The following is a 19,209-nucleotide window of genomic DNA, read 5'->3' on the forward strand; positions in this document are numbered from 1 at the left end:
CAGCCCTCTCATCACAACCCATCAGTCCATTCACCATGAATACTTCCACCTCTGAAATTGAAACCCTGTTGCGCGAGGCTACCCGTGCCGGCGAGCCGCTCTTTTCCGACGGCCCGGTGCGCGAGGACGCGCTCCTCAGCTACACCTTTAGCAACCAGACCTGGTTCGGCTACCGGCTGTGCGGCTATACGATTCAACGTTTTCTCGCAGAACGTGCCGACGACATCTTCGAGGTCGCCGTGGACGCTCGGGCGGAATTGGAAATTGCGCACGGTCGTTGCGAACCGGTGATTACCAAGGGCATCGTCGTCTATTCCATGGGCGGTGTGCTGCTGGCCTACCACGCAGATCCCCAAACCCGCGGCCACGCGTTCAAGGCTACGCGCGATCTCACGCGCCTCGTGCGCGAAGTGAAAGATGAAATCCGGCTTCGCAATCCGCTGCGCTGCAAACATCTCCAGATCATGGGCGACGACGAGGACACCTTCCGCGCCGTCATCAAACCGACACCGGAGACGACCTTCGAAAGCCTCATCGTCGACCGTCGCATGGTCGAGGACATCTACGACAACACGCTCTTCCAGTTGAAGCACACGCGCTTTTCCAATGGGGTGATCTTCTACGGCGAACCGGGCACCGGCAAATCGCTGATGTGCCAGGCGATCATCCACGAAGCGGTGCGCGAAGGCTTCTCCAGTTGCTACCTGGTGGGGGAGGTGAATTTTTCCGAGCTCACTACGTTCATCACCGACTATCTGGCGCCGTGCGTGGTCATCCTCGAGGACATCGATTCCTTTGCCGGCGAGCGCCTCGATGGAGAAGGTCTGCGGCTCGCGGATTTTCTGCAATTTCTCTCCGGCCTCACCGAGCGTCCGGAGCAATTGATCGTCGTGGCGACGACCAACCATCTGCACCTGCTCGACAAGGCGGTGAATAACCGTCCGGTGCGGTTCAATCGCAAATATCACTTCACGCGGCCGAGCGACGAGGAAGTGGATCGTTTGCTGGACCTCTACTTCGAGGCGAGCCAGCTCACGCCCGATCTGCGGCGACTCTGCCATGGCCGCGCCTTTACCGGCGCGCACGTCAGCGAGATTCGGCGCACGGCGTTGACGCTGGCGAAGAAACGCAGTGTTCCGGTGAAGGAGGTGTTTGCCGAGGCCGTGGAAATGGTCTCGCTGCATTTCTCGACCACGTTGAAGTCGCTCGGCTTCAGTTCGTAGGAGGGGAGAGCAATCGGAATTCGAGAATTGTTTGAGGGGGAACAAGCCCCGGTGGAGCATACGCTCCGCCGGGGTTATCTCCCGCGATAACACTGTCGGCGATGCACTTTGCGACGCCGGCGCCGGTGGCTCACTTTCCTTGGCTTGGCGACATGGCAAGCCGAAAACCGGCTCTCAACCCTCAACTCTCAACTCTCAACTATCAACTTTCCGCCCCCCACAGCCCCTTCAACCGATCCTTCTCCACCACACCCAGCGGGAACTTCTTGCTCATCGGATGATCGGCAATCCCCGCCAGCACCCGCAGCTCGGTATGAATATGCTCCGGACGAATGCGCAGACCCTTCGCGGCATCGCACGCCAGCGTATCGGGCACCACCGGCACAGCGAACTGCTTCTCATCCGTCGCACCAATCACCCGGTTGCCACGGATGCCGGGCCCCAGGATCATCGCCGAGCCGATGGACCAATGGTCCTTGCCATTGCCGTTGTTGTAATTCGGCGTGCGGCCCATCTCGCTCTGCACGATGACCACGAGCTTCTCCCGGATCTTCAATTCCTCCGCGCGCCGGAGAAAATAGGCGATGCCCGCGAGAAATTCCGGGATCAATTTCATCTGATCGACGTCGTTGTTATTGTGACTATCGAATTGCCCGATGCTGATGTTTGCGGACACGCAAACGCCGGCTTTGAAGGCCGCGAGCGCGATCTCCGCCTGCTGCGACAAACGTTCCTTCGGGATCTTCGCCGGGATGAAAGGCGTGATGCGCTGCAGCGATTGCGAATTCATCTGCGCCGCGTAGAGCATGCTCTGCGCGCGCTCGACGCGCGGCAGCAGCGTATCCGCAACGCGCTGGTCGATCTGTTCTTTCAGCGCCCGCTGGATGCGATCGACGACGAAGTCGTCTTCGTACGGCATCCGCAGGTTGCCCTCGATGGAATCCGCATTCGCCACCTTGGCCAGCGAAGGCAGGTACGGAATGCGCGACATCGCCACGAGATTGCCGGTGTTCGAGTAGTTGCCGAAAGTCAGAAAGGCCAGCGGACACGTCGGCCCTTTGCAGGCCGCGGCGAGCGCGGCAAAGGTCGGATAGGCGTCACTGTCGAGCTTGCCGGTGGCCATGTAACGCGCGCCAGGCGAGTGGTTGTTCACCGAGTAATCGAGTCCGTTGATCACCAGCAACTCGCTGCCAAACTCGGCATAGAAATCCTCATTACTCATCCCCACCTGAAATTTCCCCGCGGTCGGCGCGAATTTGTGATTCCCATGAGTGAGGATGTCTCCGTCTTTATAAAGACGGTTGATCCCATTGATCCCTTTCGGGTCCATGAGATACGTCGTGTCCCAGCCGCCCGCGGCGTTGAAGACAACGTAGTAGGGTCCATCGTAAGCCGCCAATTCCTCAGAGGCCGCGCGGCTGAGCGTGGGAAACCACACGGGCGCAGCCACGCCGAGCCCAGCCAGGCCGCAGAGCTGCAGAAAATCGCGCCGGGATTTGTTATTCATAGAGGAAGGCTTCCTGGCGGAGGAGATAAGTGACCACACCCCGCCAGGCACGCACGGTATAGTCGGGATCGGGAAGACGCTTTTCATTATCGCCCCGGCAGTTATATGTCTCCTGCGGCTCGATGCCCTTGCGCGCGTGGGCATCCTCGAGGATGCCGGCGAACAACTGGAAAGTCCGGTCCACTTCGGGATCGTTCTCCTTGATGTCATACTGACCGAGCAAGAGCTGATGCAAATGCACGATGGCCGCGCGAATGCGCTGGTCATTTTCGGTCGAGACGCCGGGCAGCACGTCCGGTTTGATGCCGGGGAAGAGCCGGCGCTGGGTCGGTTCGAGAGCAAAATCCGAGGATACCTCTTTGCAGGCGACATCGTTCGACATGATCCGCTGCAATGCGCCCATTGCCCCGCTCGGGTCCACCGCGCGTTCGGTTACTTCCTTCGAATCGATGCCACCGTAGAGCATCGCGATCTGTTTGTCGCGCAACCGGTTCCAAGGCTTGCCGAAGACCGCGGTGATTTTGCGCTCGAGTTGTTCGGGTGAGAGCATTCGCGCGATGCCGAGGTCGGCCATTTCCGCCTGACGCTGTTCGGCGTTCGGCGAATTGGCGATCGGGCTGCGGGTATCCGCGCGATAGAACGGCGACGCCACCCATTCCTTGAAAACGACTTTCAGATTGAAGCCATTTTTCACCAGCACACTCGCGATGCGTTCCACCTCTGCGCGCTGCGCCCGATAGGCACGCTGTTTCGCATCGTAGAGCGGATCGTCGAGTGACTTCGGCTGCAGCAGCGTCTTGCGGCCGGTGAGAATAAAGTAAACGTGCTCCACCATGGTCGTGGCAAAGCGCGGATCCTTTGCCGTGCGCTCGCCGAGCCATTGCAACGCCCGCCAGCGATCCTGCGGTGGCAAATTTTCGCCTTCGAAACCGGGGACAAACATGTCCTTGAACCAGCCATCCTTGCGCGGGCCGAAAAGTGCATCCGGCAAATCGTAGTAATCCTGAAACAGCCCGGCGATCGGATCGATCGTCTTATGGCAGATCACGCACTCGGAGGCCTCCATCGTCGGCACTTTGAACTTCGCCGTGATCGCGGCGGCGTCCGAAACGCGGGGAGCGAGTTCCAGGACATCGATGCCGAGGAAGAACTGGAAATACATGCGCGCCCGGAGACGGTTGCGATTCGTCTCCGTCGTGGGATAGCGCCGCAGATATTGAAAGGTGGTGAGCAACCCGGCGTGCGGATAGAAGCTGGTCGCCGATTCCTGCACCTTGCCGTTGCGATGCTTCAACGCGCTGAGCCGCACCGGCAGGTATTCAAACGGATCCTCGGGGTTGTGGAATTTCTCGCGCATCTCGTCGTAGACGCCGTAACCCCGTGCGGTGTAGGGCGAGACCATGATGTAATCCGCAGTCACGATTTCCGTGAAAGGCCGTTCGTTGCGGACGATGTATTTAATCAGCTCCGTCGGTTCGCGCAGCATCGCCTCGCGATAATCATCGGTCAGCTTGTAACGTGCCTTTTGCTGCGCGGCCTTGTCCTCGATCTTCAGGTCGTATTTCTGGCACCAGTTGCGCGTCTTCTCGAAGTTGTCGTAGGAGAGCGCCGTTTCCGGCACGCCATCGTAACCGCGCGTGAGGAAGATGTCGTTGAACGCCTCGGCGAGCCGATCGTAGAACGCATCCTCCTTCATTAGCTTGTCGAGGATCGGCCCCACGGCTTTCACGCCATCTTTCTGCGCGGCGGCCAGTTCGTCTTCGGACGGCAACCGCCCGGCGAGTGAAAGCGTGATCCGCCGCATGAGCTTCCGATTATCCAGCATCGCCACGCCGTCGAAGAAAGACCGGGTGTCCTGGGCACTCACGGCAATCTTCATGCCGGACTTTCCACCATGCGGATCGTTCACCTGACGAACCCATTCCGCGAGAATGCGGTAAGCCGTCGAGTCGGCCTTGATCACTTGCTTGCCTTCGTGGTCCAGCCCGCCGGTCGCCTTGAGCAGCAATCGCGGATTCATTCTTCTCCCGCAGCCTGGCGACATCGGCAAAGGCCGCACGATTGTGCTTCGTCGCTTCCCCCGGCGTCTTTTCCCGTGTCGGATCCTCCAGCACAAGTTTCGTGTCTTCCGCATCGCCGCCCACCTTGTGGCACTTCAGGCAGGCCTGCGCGGCCACCTTGGTCCAGACCTCGTCGAGGAAATAGTTGTCCGGCGCGATGCACGCCGCACCACTGTAGAGCGCCGCTTCGGAGCCGGTCTTGTGAACGTCGGATTCCTCCGCACTCACGCTCCCACTCGAGCACCAGTACATGCCGACGACCAAGGGCAAAGCCAGACCAACGCGGGCGCAAAACCGAGTGGGGGTACGCGGCATAAGCATTTTGGTTAACCCGGCTAGTTTTCCCAACATTAGGGCTTTTCTCAAACGGATTTTCCACCCGGCGCAGGTTTACCGCCTTCGCCGGCCCTCCAACCCTAAACCACCCATATCCATGTCCATCCCAATCAGTCTGGGACATGGCCTGTTTCTCCTTGGCTTGCTCCTCGTCGCGTCCCTGCGGTCGCGTTCGCGGAGACGCCGGCCCGCGCCCCGCCGCTCTCCTTCGCTGGATCGATTGCCGGATAGCCACACGCTATCGGGCGTCCCTCTGCGGATCCTATTGAGCGACCGCTCCGGCCCCGGTGCTGCCTTGAGAGACAGGCTCCTTGTCCATCCATCCCACCGTCACTAATCTCGATCGCATCGATCACTTGTGACCGTGACCGCCGCCGCTGTCTCCATGGTCGTGTCCATCATGCCCTCCGTGATCATGTCCGTCGTGATCGTGGTGCCGGTTGTTGTCCGTGTCCGAAGTATCGGTGTCATTATTACTCGTGTCGGGCGTGCCTTTGACCTGGATCCAATACATGCGGACCGGCCGGAGGTCCTGAAGGGCGGCGAGCGAGTTTTGCAGGCGCAACGCAGAGGCAGAGCGCAAAGGGCGCGGGCGTCGCAAGAGCGTGGCGTATTCGCCATCGAGCCAATCGAGGATCTTCAACTCGTCCCTACTCAAGTGACATTGATCGGCCCGCGCCCGGACGCCGCGCGCTTGTGCTCGTGATTGCCTCAGGAAACGACGGCTCTCCGCCAGCGACAAGCGCCCGGCATTGCCGTCGGCGACAGCCGCTTTCGTCCGGTCGTTGAGCACCAGGGTATTCACCGCGACCAAATCGTAGGCGGGGTCGGGTTCAGATACGCAGCCAGAAAGGAATGCGGCCAGAAGGAGGACCGGCGGCAACAGAGCTTTCATAAACAACAGGGAACTCGATGAGCCGGGCAGCAACGCCGCCCGCTCTGCCCTATCTGACGTAACAGAGCGTCAGCTTATAGCTAACTCTCTGCGTACTGCTTTTCACGACACGTCCAAATCCCGCAATTCCATCCATCAACCTAATTAGAAAGGAGAAATCCCATGCCCGACAACCTTGTCCATCAGCGCGTCCGCGACGCGCTCGCTCGTGTCGAAGCCGAGCGAAACGTGCGCGTCCTCTACGCATGCGAAAGCGGCAGCCGCGCGTGGGGTTTTGCCTCGCGCGACAGCGATTACGACGTGCGCTTTCTCTACGTCCACTCGCGCGACTGGTATCTCTCGGTCGAAGAGCGGCGCGACGTCATCGAACTGCCGATCGCCGAGGATCTCGACGTCAGCGGTTGGGAACTGCGCAAAGCCCTGCGCCTCCTGCGCAAGAGCAACCCGCCGCTGCTCGAGTGGCTGCAGTCGCCGGTCGTGTATGGCTGCGACCCGGAGTTCTTCGCGGCGTTTCGCGAACTTGCCGCCGGCTTCTACTCGCCGCGGCGTTGCTTCGCGCACTACCTGCACATGGCCTTCGGCAACTGGCGCCACTACCTGCTCGGCCGTGAACAGGTGAGCCTGAAGAAGTATCTTTACGTCTTCCGGCCGCTCCTCGCCTGCCGCTGGATCGAGCGCCAGCTCGGCCCGGTGCCGATGCTCTTCGCGGAACTCGTGGAGGGCGTGCTCGAGGAAGCCGAAGTGCGCGCCGCGCTCGACGCTCTCGTCGCGCGCAAGCAGTCCGCGGTGGAGCTCGCCGTCGAGCCGCCAGTCGAGGCGCTGTCGCGATTCATCGCGGCTGAGCTGCCGCGACTCGAAGCGCTCGCCGAGCCCGAAGAATCCGTTGGCGACCTGGAGGAACTGAACCGTTTCTTCCGCCGCCACGCGCTCACGGCGTGAGCCGTTGGCACCGACACCGCCGGGATCGCAGCGCCCGGCGGTGTCCACCGCTTTCACCCGAAACCGAAACCTCAACCGATCCACACCAATGTTAGTTCCGCATTCCATTGCCACCCGACGGGGAAGCCTCATGGGGGCTTCTTCCTGAAACATAACCCGGGCCACGCCTCGATGCTCTCCGGTCTTCCACCGGCCGAGCCGGGCGCGTGACCCAATTCATTCATTATGAGTTCCAAAACGATCGCGAAACAGTTCGTCCACATGGGCGCGCGTTTCCGGATCGTTCGTCCAGAAAATCTGCCGCGGCGTCTTCGCCGGGCGGATTACGCCATCGATGTCGTCACGGACAAGCAGGGGCAGCTCTTCGAGATGCAGCTCAGCTCGGTGCGCGAAGAGCAACTCGACATCGACGTGCTCCAGTGCGACCGCCACGATCGCCATCTCCTGCTTCTCGTGAAAACCCCGGAGGCGAACGATCGCTTCCTGTGCGGACACGATGAACGCGAATGGTTTGTCGCGGCCGTGCCTGGTGGCGCTTCGTCCGTGGCGCAGGCGAAACTCGCCCTGCTGCCCGCCGAAGTGCGCCAGGCGGCCGATGAGGCCCGCCTCAACCAGGGGCAGCGCACGCGCCGGCACAATCGTGCCTTCATCCGCCAGGGTGAATGGTTCTTCGTGCCGGTGCCGGGCTTCCACGTGGACAAGAAAATGATCCACCGCCACGAACCGATCAGCCGCGGAGGCGGAAGCAAGCCACATTGGGTGGCCGAGCTTTACCGCACCGGCGGCGAACCGGTGCATGTGTGCTCGGAATACCCGAATGGCCTCACCGATCGCGAATACAAGCAGCTCATCGCCGATCGCCCGAGCGCCAGGCGTTGGGGCTGGGAACGTCGCGTCCGCGACGCCGGCGTGTATGCTCGCGGCACGGTCCGTCACCCGGACCACGCGACCATTACGCTCCGTGAGTGGCATCGCGTCCGGATGAACACCGAAAACAAGACGCGCCAAAAGGCGAACGTCGCCTTCCTCGACTGAGGAAGCGCAATCATCGCAGCCGGGGAAGGGTGACAACCCTCTCCGGCTGCAGTATGGCGACAAAAAGAACAAACACCGCTGCTCTGCACCCGCGATGGGCCCACGTGCGGCGAACCGATTTTCGATTTCCAACCAATCCACCACTATGAATATCCAAGATCTTCTCCGCCTCGGCGTGCCGCAGGGCGACGCGATCCAACTCGCGAACTCGCACATGCGCCGCCTTTTCGCCCAGGGGCTCGATCGCGCCCAGGTCGAGGCGGATATCTTTGGCATCGTCGCCGATCCACCGGCCTATTTTGCCGATGATGTCCGCGCGCCGCTGGCCCGCGCCATCTATCGTCCGCCTTTCACGCCGCGCGCCGAACTCGCACCGTGGCGCCAGTGGGGAGAAGGCCTCGAAGCCGAAGCGGTGAAGCAGATGGCCAATGCGTGTGCGCTGCCGGTTGCGGTGGCGGGCGCGCTCATGCCGGATGCGCACGTCGGCTACGGCCTGCCGATCGGCGGCGTGCTCGCCACGGACAACGCGGTGATCCCGTACGCCGTCGGCGTGGACATCGCGTGCCGCATGAAGCTCACGGTCTACGACCGCAAGGGCAACACCATCGCCGGCCAGCGCGATCGCCTCGCGAATATCCTCGAGAGCGAAACGCGCTTCGGCATGGGCTGTGTCTTCAAACAGCGCCGTGAGCACGACGTGATGGACGAAGACTGGACCGTCTCGCCGGTGACGCAGCGACTGCGCGACAAGGCGTGGTCGCAGCTCGGCACGAGCGGTTCCGGAAATCACTTCGTCGAGTTCGGCGCGTTTACGGCGGACGCAGCGCAGGCCGAAGCGTTCGGCATCGAGCCGGGTGAACACGTCGCGCTACTTTCGCACTCCGGTTCACGTGGCACGGGCGCGCAGGTCTGCGACGTTTACAGCAAGCGCGCCATGGCGCGCCACGAGCACCTGCCGAAGGAGCTCAAGCACCTTGCCTGGCTCTCGCTCGACGATGCCGATGGCCAGGAATACTGGGCCGCGATGAACTTGATGGGCCGCTACGCCGCGGCGAACCACGCGCTCATTCACAAGCACATTGCGAAGAAGCTCGGCGCGGATGCGATCCTCGATATCGAGAACCACCACAACTTCGCCTGGAAGGAGCGCCATGTCGTGAACGGCGAAGAGCGCGAAGTGATCGTGCATCGCAAGGGCGCGACGCCCGCCGGTGCCGGAGTGCTCGGGATCATCCCGGGCTCGATGGCTTCGCCGGGTTACGTCGTGCGCGGCAAGGGTTCGCCCGAGTCGCTGCTCAGCGCATCGCACGGCGCAGGCCGCGTGATGAGCCGTACGAAGGCCCTGCAGTCCTTCACGTGGAGCGCGGTGAAAAAGCAACTCGCCGCCGCCGGCGTGGAGCTGCTCTCCGCGGGCCTCGATGAAGTGCCGGGCGTCTACAAGGACATCGCGCAAGTGATGGCCGCACAGACCGACCTCGTCGACGTGCTCGGCCGTTTCGACCCGAAGCTCGTGAAGATGTGCCCGGCGGGCGAACGGGCGGAGGACTGAGCGCTACGCGCTAACATCCAATACCCAACATCGAACATCCAATGGAAGCCCATCGATCGCCCGGCTCGGTGCGATCGATGCGGCTCCCGCGGCTCTCTACTCTCAACCCTCAACTATCAACTTTTCCATGTCCTCCATCCTCAACCAACCAACCGTCCTGGTCCTGAACCGGCACTGGCAGGCGATTCACGTCAAGACGCCGGCGGAGGCTTTCTGCATGATGGCTTCCGACGCGGCGACCGCGCTGGACATCGCCGAGGGCAACTTCATTCCGACCAAGTGGCGCGACTGGATCGTGCTGCCGATCCGCGAGCATGATCTCGCGGTGAAGACGGGGCGCGGCCTCGTGCGCGTGCCCACCGTCGTGGTCGCGGCCAATTACACCCGGATGCCGATGCGGCGTCCGAGATTCGGCGCACGAGGGATTTGGGAGCGCGACGGCGGCGTGTGTCAATACACCGGCCGCAAGCTCACGCCGAAGGAAGGGAACATCGACCATGTCGTGCCGCGTTCGCGCGGAGGCAAGACCACGTGGGAGAACTGCGTGCTCGCCCACCGCGAAGTGAACACGCGCAAGGCGGACCGTCTCCCGCAGGAGGCGGGCCTGCGTTTGCGCGCGCGCCCGATCGCGCCGCGTGTGTTGCCGGCCTCGGTGTTCATTCGCAATCACCACGGTGTCGCGGACTGGGACCACTTTCTCCGGTATAAATAAAGTCGAGATTGCGCCGCTGCCGACCGCTGGCAGCGGCGTAGTTCCGCCGGCGCCCATATTAGGCGCTGACGGAGCCCGAACAAAGGATAGGAAGTGAAAAGGACGAAAAAATGAAATAAATGGCGCTTCGCGATTTAGGAGAAGAGTAGGGGTTGCCGATCGCGCATTTTTTAATCCCTCATCCTCCCTCCTCTGCGGCCCTCTGCGTTCTCACCGTCCTCTGCGTTTAATGTAGAGGCGTTCGGATCGCACAACCGCCACGATCTTTTACCATCCCTTTACAATTTTGCGGTTGGCGCTTCATCATTGGTTAAAGGGAGGCGGACAGTATGGAGGGCAAATCCACCACCCTTATGCATCGCCTCGTCTTCTTTCCGCCTCTCACGGCGCTCGCGTTGATCACCAACGCATCGGTTCAGGCTGAACCCTTGCTCACTTCCTGGCAGACGCAGATCTCCACCAAATACGCCCGGATCTACACCAGCGCGACCAATCGCACCAACGGCGTCTCCGCAACGACGTGGACCGGGCAGACTTCGCCGACCTACTGCGGGGTGCATGAGATCGATTACTCGGCGAGTTGGGTCTACCTCAAAAACACCGGCTTGGGCGCGCACATCATGGGGCCTTGGAATAACCCCAACCTGCCGAAGAACCAGGGCGCCAGCGGACTCACGCCCGTCTACCGCTTTCCACGGACTCCGGCGGCGATTCCGACCACGAAGACGCACACCGCGGGCGGCGCGATCGGCTTCCTTGTCGATGGGATCGCGATCTTCAATATGTCGGATGGCTTCTCCTACTCCGTGTCGCACGCCGAGGACGCGAGTCCGGTGGCCGGCATCGGCCAGGGGGATGGCGTGTGGAATCGCGATGCGTATCCGAACGAAGCGGTCTCCTTCGACTATGCGTTCTCGCACAATCCGCAGAGCGGCCAATATCACTCGCACGTCGATCCCATCGCCACGCGTTATCTCATGGGCGACAACGTCACCTACAACAGCGGCACCAAGCAGTATGCGGAAAACACCGCGACCACGACCTTCCTGCATTCGCCGATTCTCGGCTGGCTCGCGGATGGCCTGCCAGTCTACGGCCCGTATGGTTATGACGGCGGCAGCATTGGAGCCACGGCGACGGCGAATATCAGTGGGGGCTCGGTGACCAGCGTGAATATCATCAGTGGTGGTTCGCTTTATCAATCGGTCCCGCTGATCGCGTTTACGGGCGGAGGAGGAACCGGCGCCGCCGGGACGGCCGTGATCTCGGGCGGCGTGGTGATGGGAGTCACCATGACCAGCGGAGGTTCGGGCTATACGTCCGCGCCGGTGGTAACGATTGGCGGCGTGCGGCGCATGGTGTCGGGCTATCAGTTGCGCGACGGGACCAACGGAACGACCAACCTGAACTCCACCGGTCGCACCACCTTGCCAGGATGGGCGGCTTTTGCGCAGGGCAAAACCGGTACGCTTTCCGGCACGCCCTACACGCTGACCAGCGGTCAGTACGGCCCGAGCACGACTTATGTCACGGGCACGGCGCCGAACCAGACGACTTACACGCTCGGGCATTATTGGGAAGATTATGATTACCTCGGCAATCTTGGCTACACCCAGGGCTCGCGCACGAATTCAGGCGGAATCTTCTTCGACCTGAATATGTACAATGCGCGTTACTGTGTGACGCCGGAGTTTCCCAATGGCACGTGGGCCTATTTCGTGACGATCCAGGCCGACGGCACGCCGGTTTATCCTTACATCGGGAGTCGCTGGTACTATGGCAGTCCCACGGGTGGGACGGTGAGTTCCATCACCGAGACGGTGACGCAGTATTTCAAGGGCGCGGCGTCGACCACCGAAACGTGGAACGCGAACGCCCCGATCAGCGAGGGTAGTTCGAATGTCACGCTCACCTGGAACGAGGTGGAAGGCGGGAATTATCAGGTCAGTGCGTCGAGCGATCTGACGAACTGGACCACGCTGTCACTCACCGTGACGCCGAGTATCAGTCTCGCGCCGACCGTGGGTTCAATCATTAGCTCGGCGACCACTACGGAGACGGGCGGGGGATTGAACACGAGACGCTTCTACAAGGTCACGCGGTTGAGTCTCGCGACGTACGACTCGACTGGTTACTGAGCGATCCGATGCGCTTCCGCCGACAGGCCATTGCGTTGATCGTTGCGCTCATCTTCGGGCGGGCCATTGCTTCGGCGGCGGCCTTGCAGGTGGCAATCCGGCCTGTCGTCCATGGTGAGCCGTTGCGCCTCGATTCACTGCGTTACCAGGATGCGACGGACGAGATGTTCTCCATTACGCGCCTGAGCTATTTGCTCAGCGGTTTCGCGTTGGAGCGCGAGGATGGCACGTGGGTGGAACTTCCCGGCCGGGACGCGTGGATGGATGCCGGCCAGCAGCGCATGGAAACACGTTTCGAAGCGGTGCCCGAAGGGAAGTATCGAGCGCTGCGCTTTGATGTGGGGCTCGATGCGGGAACGAATGCGGCGCCGGCGAGTCGCTTCGCGCCGGACGATCCGTTGAACCCGAATCTGAACGGGCTGCACTGGAGTTGGCAGGGAGGATACATCTTTCTCGCGATGGAAGGCATGTATCGGAACAGCCACGGGGAGATGAAAGGCTTTGCTTATCACCTCGCACGCGATCCACAGCGCACGCGGATTCATCTTACTGCACCACTGGATCTCTCGCACGATGCCGGCGTGTTGCTCGACTTCGATGTCGCGGCGCTGCTCAGTGCGCCCCGGCCTTTGGCGTTTGGCCGGGATGGCGAGGCAACGCATTCGCGGGAAGGTGATCCGATTGCGGCGGCGCTCGTGGCGAATCTGCCCGGCGCTTTTCGTGTGCAGCAGGTGCTGTCTTCCGCGCCGGAGATTGCGCAACCGTCGCCCGTGCGTCCGCTTTTCCTGCCGGCGAAGTACACGCCTTATCGCTTCACGATGAATGCGACGTTTCCGATGCCCGATCTGCCGCGGGACAATCCCTTGCTCGAGGAGCGCGTGGCGCTGGGCAGGAAGCTTTTCACCGAAACGGCGCTCTCCCGGGATGGCACCCTCTCTTGCGCTTCGTGCCATCAGGCCTCCGCCGCGTTCGCCGATCCGCGCAAGGTGAGCCGGGGGGTGCGCAACCAGCTGGGCACACGCAACGCCATGCCGCTGTTCAATCTCGCGTGGAAGACGAGCTTCTTCTGGGACGGGCGTGCGCCCTCGCTCCGCGAGCAAGCGTTGATGCCGATTCAAGATCATGCCGAGATGGACGAGACGTTGGATCGCGTCACCGCGAAATTGGCGGCGAAGGAGGATTATCCCGCGCTCTTCGCGGCGACGTTTGGCTCGCCGGAAATCACCTCGGAAAAGATCGGTCTCGCGCTGGAGAATTATCTGCTCACGCTCACGACGCATGACTCGAAATTCGATCGCGCGATGCGTGGAAAAGGAGCGCTCAGTGCAGACGAACAGCGCGGGTTCGAGCTGTTTATGACCGAATACGATCCGCGCACGCAGCAATTCGGAGCGGATTGTTTTCATTGCCACGGCGGTCCGCTTTTCACCGATCACCAGTTTCACAACAATGGCCTCGCGCCGAGCGGGAGCGACCCTGGCCGTTTTCGCGTGACCGGGCGGGAGAGCGACCGCGGGAAGTTTGCCACGCCGAGCCTGCGCAATATCGCCCGCACCGCGCCTTACATGCACGACGGTCGCCTGGCGACGCTCGATGAAGTGATCGAGCATTACAGCAGTGGAGTGCAACGGAGCGCCACGCTGGACCCGAACCTCGCCAAGCATCCTGACGGTGGCCTGCATCTCAGCGCCGCGGATCGCCATGCGTTGGTGGCGTTTCTCAAGACGCTCACCGATGAAGAGCAGCGGTGACCACCGAATAGGAGTGATAGGAAGAATAGGAGTTATGAGAATCCCATTCCTCCTATATCTCCTATGCTTCCTATCCTCCCGGGGGGCGGTGTCCTGCCGCTAGAGAACGGGGTCTTGTCTCAACCTAACTCTGCGCCGGGAGCGGTGGTGGGTTGGGCGTCGTGGGCGTCGTGGGAGTTGTGCTCGGAGCCGGCGCTTTCTTCGGCTTGTGGTGGAAGTAGCCGCCGGTGCCAAAGTTCTTCCAGCCGCGTTGCAGCCAGCGAATGAGCGCCATGGCCAGCCAGAGCGCCCAGATGAGCATGAAGAGGCGATACCACCAGATGGAGACGGAGAGACACCGGCAATGCGGGAGTGAGTCTTCGCTGCGCGCCTTGAACCAATGCAGCTCGGTGGCTGTCGAGTCATTGCCGGCGATGAACATCTCCGGACGACCGAGCAATCCTTCGCCGACCGCCGCGATGAGGATAACGAGCGCGGCGATCGTGAGAAGAATGAGGAAGATCTGCAGAACATTGTAGCTGTAACGACTCAAACGCTGGAACCCTTCGCCGCCGCGCCAGGTCACGAAGAAGAGCCAGCCGACCACGGCGAGTCCGGCGGCCAGGGGGACTTGCGTGAGGCCGATGACGAGCAGCATCCACTCCGCGGTCTTGAGCGGCGAGCGCGCCATGCGACCGAGGGCCAGGGCCGCGAGCAGTGCGCAGATCAGGATGCCCCAGAAACGCACCGCCGGGCCGCGTTGCGGTCCGCCGGCCCATAGCACCCAGCGATCCTCGGGCACGCTAATCGTGCTCGAGACGTTCGCGCTTTCCACTGGCAGGCGCACGTCGTCGATGGCCGTGGACGCTCCGAGCGAGACATCGCGCTTCCAGTCGATGGCCACATTCTGTTCGCCGGGATGCAGCGGGATGACGAGCTTGCCCGCTTCCTTGTGTACGGGCACGGCGTTGCCGTCGTGGACCAGCGAAGTGACCTCCGCGTCCGCCGGCAACTCGACGAGGAAATTTTCTCCGAGACTGCTCCGCAACGAGAGATTCAACTTCGCGGTGCGCTGACGCCGGCCGAGGGTCAGTTCATGCGTGGCGTGATTCACGGTCATGGTTGCGCCGGCGATTGCCTCGGGCCGGCTCACGCTGAGGTCCACCTTTTCGCCCGGCCACGGATGCCACACCGGGACGAGGCGGCTATCCGGCTGTTCGAAAGTGGGAGTGAGACCGGCGAGCGTCACGTTCCAGACCGGCGAGGCGACGAGGCGCCAATGCTCCACCCAGGTATCGTCTGGACGCGTGGCGAGGCTCAGTTGCTTGGTCACCGACAGTTCGCTTTCCCAGGCGAAGGATTGATCCCGCGCGCCGAGGCGGATTTCGATGAACCCTTCTTTCACCACGGCCTCGGGGGTCAGCACATTTTCACCGGGTAGGAGCGGGACGCGTAGCTCGGTCGCGCGACCCGTGGGCGTGAGTCGCTTGACGACGGTGTGCACTTCCCAGACGAGCCCAAGCTCGAGTTCGCGCTCCACGCTCACGACTGTTTGCAACGCCGGTTGATCGTAACTGGATTGCGCGGCCACGACCTTCTGCTTGCGCGAGAGAAATACCTGCGCTTCGGGGACGCCATCGGCTTTGATCCCGCTCACGTTCCAGTCAGGCGCGTCCACCTTGAGCTGCCGCGGCAGAAGCACATAGTTCCATTCCCATTCGGTGATGTTGCCGAGTGAGCCTTCGACATGCACGTGGTGGATGCCGGCTTCCAAGACCACCCACAGGAAGCCATCGTCGCGCCGCAGCGAGACCTCGGGTTTGTCGTCGACGAGGACATTGATCGGTGACCATGCGGGCAGGCGTCCGGGGATCGGTACCGCCGTGCGGATGGCGGCGTGGATCTCCGCATCCATGGTGACCTTGTTTTGCTGGAGCGTCAGCGTCACCGACGGGATATCGGCGGCATGAGGATAGGCATCCGAAGGCTTGAGCAAACGCTCCCGGAGTTTTTCGAGAGTGGTGGAATCGGGAATCGAAGTTTGCGCCGAGCCGTGCGCGATGGTGAACGCGAAGAGCAATACCGCTGCGGCCGTCTTTGCGCCGGCGGGTACGGACGGGGCACGCAGCTTGCGGACATCGAACAACACCGCCGCGAGCAGCAGCAGGAGCCCGATGCGCAGGACGGTGAGGACGCGCTCCATCGCCAGCGAGATCAGCACCGGGCGAACTTGTTGCGACGACGAGACGGGTCCGTTCCAGCCGAAGCTCACGGCGCGCCATTTCCACTCGGGCACGCCGGGGCCGGTCTGGATGCGCGCCTTGGCGTCGTAGCTCAAGTTATTCGCGCCTTGTGCCGAACCCGCTGCTGCGTTGCTGGAACCAAGGATGTTATCGATCAAATCGAGTTGATCCTGGGTGTTGCGAACGATAAGTCGATTGCTCCGAACGATATAGATCGCGGAGGCATTGCCATTGAAAGTAACGCCATTCGAGATCAACCAATTCTTCGACGACTCACGGTCGGCGACACCCTTGCCTCCCCGGGTCGCATCCTGCGAATAAGCGCCTTTCGAGACAATCGAGGAGGTAACTGGAATGAGATCCGGGGGAACGATCCACTCTTTCGTGATCAGCACATCGGTGTTCTCCGTCATGGGCGTGATCGAGATGCCATTAGGCTCGATTTTGTATTTCAAGTTGGCCAACCCGGTGACGTACTTCAGCGCTTCGATAAATGGGATGTTCGACAGCGAGACAGTGATGCGGGCGTCTGCCGGATTGCCCATCTGTGATGGTGGAAGGCCGGGCACGTCCAAGCCAGGCACGCCCGGAATCGCTGGTGCATTGGGCATATTGTCATACGGCGGTTCGAGTTTCAGGACGATATTGACGCCGCGTTCGCCCGATGAGCTCTGATCCAGCTCCACGCTTTTCTGTTTGAGGAAATCGACGGCTTCGCGGATCGAAGCTTCGCGAAATTCGAGTTTCGGAATGACGATCTGCTCCAGCTTATGGCGGATGGCTTCCGTGCTTCCTTGCGGGCTTGGGGCTGCCTCGGGCGCAGCGGCTGGGACGGGTTGTTCGTAGTCATGGGACGTGCCGAAATGCCCCCAACTCGTGCCGCGGAATTCCGCGACGGCCTCGAGCTGTGGATACAGAGCTTGCTCGACCTGGCGGGCGAGGAAGGGCACGAAGACGAGGAGGAAAGTGACGATGATGATCCATTTTCCACAGCCAACGATTCGCCGCCCCCAACCTTCCGGCACCACGCGCTGAAGCGCGAGCGGCACGAGGAGAATGAGCCACAGATATCGCGGTGCGCCGGCCTCATGATACGAGAGACCGAGGGCCACGAAGGCCAGCACCGCTGCGCCGAGGCCCCACAAGCGAAAGACGGCGAGCGTGAAGACGAGCAGAAGAAACAGATCGAGCAGTGACCAGGCGGTGAGCCAGTCGCCGCGCACCCAGTCGGCGCCGAAGAGCGCGAAGAGGCGCCATCCCGGTGGCAGGTGAAGCGTGACGCGCAAGCCATCCGCATCGGCGCGCCAGCCGGAGGCGGGAATCAAACTGGTGCGCGCCATGCGGCCGGTGGCTTCGAGAGAAACATCGCGCGTGCGGATTTCCACGCCGGTGGCGCCATTGTCCGGATTGCGGGTGATGAGTTGGCCTTGCCCGCTGTTCCTCACCGAGCCGAGCTCCGCCTCTTGCGCGGCATCGAGGCGCCAGATTTGTTGCCGTCGGCCGTCGATGACATCGCGGAAGGTCAGTTCGCGTCCGCTGTCGTCGAGCCACCATTCGCGACTGATGTGCAGCGGCTCCGGTTTCTGCTGTCCCATGCCGCGCATGCGTTCCTCGATGCGGAAAGGTGTGCTCGTGTTCCAGCGATAGACGGGAAGCGAGCGCCACGCCTCCGGGAAAGTCGTTTGCGAAACATCGACCAGCGCCAGGCCCGTAATTTCCACCGTGCGGAAATCGCGTTTCGCCTGGAAGCCGACCAGTTCATCGGCCACGGCCGGTTTGGCTCCCGCGGCGAAATGAAATTCCTGCGGGTTATCGAAACGGAAAGCGTCCACGTGGATCAGCCATTTGCCAGTCCGCACCTGGGCCTTCATGCGCCCTTTTTCATCGACCATCACTGGGACCTGTCCCTCGACGGAGCCGAGCCGCCAGCCCTCGGGCAGGACGATGCCCAGATCTTCTTCGCGGCTTTTGCCCGAGACGAGGAGTTCCACCTCCGTGTGCAACCACAGCGGAATGCCGTCCTCGACCATCGAGTAGAGCTTCATTGAGAGGAAAGATTTCTCCGGTTCTTCGGTGACGACTTTGGCCTGGAGGCGGAGATAGCCGTTCTCATCCCACGAGGGCGATTCCACCGGCTGGCCATCGATGATCAGGGCGAGGATGCCGATCTCCCGCGGAATGCAGATCCGTTGCGGCATCGACTTCCAATGATACTCGCCGACCAGATGAAAAGTGCCCGCGTTCAAATGTACGGCGGGATTGGAATTGTGTTCGATGACAACCACCGGAGCGTCATTCACTTTCACGCCGACAGGCCACGTGCCGGTCCCGCCGGGGAGCGGCACCCACGTCTCGCTGTAGACGGTCACGACCATGTCGAATTGCGCACCGGTCTGCGTGGCCTGCAGGCCGATGCGCGATGGCCAGAAGCACAGGTGCTTGTGCGCATCGGAAAAGGGGGTGGGACAGGCGCGAGTGGCGACGTCCCACAGCGCCCAATCTTCCCACGGCTTGAGGGCGTCGGGAATTTGGCCGCCATTATCCGGCGGAGGCGCCGCCGCGTGGCTCGGGGACGTGAACGCAATACCGATGGCGAATATCGCCGTGGCGAGGAAACCAAACCGGACGTTTTTCATAACGGGAAACAACCGTCGTCTGTATAGCAGTCCCGGCAGTTCCCGCGCGAGAGGATTAAGAGCACTGGGAGGTGAAGCGATCAGACCCACGCCGGGCCACTGATATCGCCACGCCAGCCCGCGCCGGTGTGAGGGTGTTGCGCATCATTATCAGGATTAACACTACACTTCCTGTATTAGTTAATATTGCCAGCATGGCGGTTTCT

At 61.8% G+C, this 19,209-nt stretch carries 11 protein-coding genes; 7 read left to right on the forward strand and 4 right to left on the reverse strand.

Annotation, left to right across the window (positions count from 1 at the left end; translation table 11 throughout):
* Nucleotides 1-35: 35 nt before the first annotated feature.
* Nucleotides 36-1,223, forward strand: coding sequence for an AAA family ATPase (locus CFE428DRAFT_RS18445; protein WP_006981135.1), 1,188 nt, complete (start codon nt 36-38; stop codon nt 1,221-1,223).
* A 202-nt stretch (nt 1,224-1,425) separates the two neighbouring features.
* Here the strand turns inward: CFE428DRAFT_RS18445 and CFE428DRAFT_RS18450 are convergent, their stop codons facing one another.
* The 3 genes from CFE428DRAFT_RS18450 to CFE428DRAFT_RS18460 all read right to left on the reverse strand — a co-directional run bounded on the left by CFE428DRAFT_RS18450 (nt 1,426) and on the right by CFE428DRAFT_RS18460 (nt 6,021).
* Nucleotides 1,426-2,730, reverse strand: a complete 1,305-nt coding sequence (locus tag CFE428DRAFT_RS18450) for a DUF1501 domain-containing protein (protein WP_006981136.1) — start codon at nt 2,728-2,730, stop codon at nt 1,426-1,428.
* Entirely contained in the window at nt 2,723-4,750 is a 2,028-nt protein-coding gene (locus tag CFE428DRAFT_RS18455; RefSeq protein ID WP_006981137.1) for a DUF1592 domain-containing protein, read from the reverse strand. Before CFE428DRAFT_RS18455 ends, CFE428DRAFT_RS18450 begins: the two co-directional genes overlap by 8 nt.
* 728 nt (nt 4,751-5,478) lie before the next feature.
* Complete coding sequence (locus CFE428DRAFT_RS18460; RefSeq protein WP_006981139.1) at nt 5,479-6,021, reverse strand: hypothetical protein; 543 nt, start codon at nt 6,019-6,021, stop codon at nt 5,479-5,481.
* 162 nt (nt 6,022-6,183) lie between these two features.
* Between CFE428DRAFT_RS18460 and CFE428DRAFT_RS18465 the strand changes: the two genes are divergently transcribed.
* From CFE428DRAFT_RS18465 to CFE428DRAFT_RS33975, 6 genes are all read left to right on the forward strand, one after another.
* The gene (locus CFE428DRAFT_RS18465) at nt 6,184-6,960 is read left to right on the forward strand and encodes a nucleotidyltransferase domain-containing protein (RefSeq protein WP_006981140.1); all 777 of its coding nucleotides are present in this window, start codon (nt 6,184-6,186) and stop codon (nt 6,958-6,960) included.
* A 225-nt stretch (nt 6,961-7,185) separates the two neighbouring features.
* A complete protein-coding gene (locus CFE428DRAFT_RS18470; RefSeq protein WP_006981141.1) occupies nt 7,186-7,995 on the forward strand; it encodes a hypothetical protein in 810 nt (269 codons plus the stop codon).
* 145 nt (nt 7,996-8,140) lie between these two features.
* Complete coding sequence (locus tag CFE428DRAFT_RS18475) at nt 8,141-9,544, forward strand: RtcB family protein (RefSeq protein ID WP_006981142.1); 1,404 nt, start codon at nt 8,141-8,143, stop codon at nt 9,542-9,544.
* 127 nt (nt 9,545-9,671) lie between these two features.
* Nucleotides 9,672-10,256, forward strand: coding sequence for an HNH endonuclease (locus tag CFE428DRAFT_RS18480; RefSeq protein WP_006981143.1), 585 nt, complete (start codon nt 9,672-9,674; stop codon nt 10,254-10,256).
* A 353-nt stretch (nt 10,257-10,609) separates the two neighbouring features.
* The gene (locus CFE428DRAFT_RS18485; protein ID WP_157447569.1) at nt 10,610-12,394 is read left to right on the forward strand and encodes a YHYH protein; all 1,785 of its coding nucleotides are present in this window, start codon (nt 10,610-10,612) and stop codon (nt 12,392-12,394) included.
* An 8-nt stretch (nt 12,395-12,402) separates the two neighbouring features.
* Nucleotides 12,403-14,145: an MbnP family protein gene (locus CFE428DRAFT_RS33975; RefSeq protein WP_006981145.1), complete on the forward strand. Its 1,743-nt coding sequence runs from the start codon at nt 12,403-12,405 to the stop codon at nt 14,143-14,145.
* 124 nt (nt 14,146-14,269) lie between these two features.
* On the opposite strand, the gene CFE428DRAFT_RS38460 is transcribed toward CFE428DRAFT_RS33975, so the two are convergent.
* On the reverse strand, nt 14,270-19,003 hold the full coding sequence (locus CFE428DRAFT_RS38460) for a hypothetical protein (RefSeq protein WP_006981146.1): 4,734 nt from the start codon (nt 19,001-19,003) through the stop codon (nt 14,270-14,272).
* Nucleotides 19,004-19,209 lie beyond the last annotated feature (206 nt).

It is taken from the genome of Chthoniobacter flavus Ellin428, assembly GCF_000173075.1.
GTDB lineage: Bacteria > Verrucomicrobiota > Verrucomicrobiia > Chthoniobacterales > Chthoniobacteraceae > Chthoniobacter > Chthoniobacter flavus.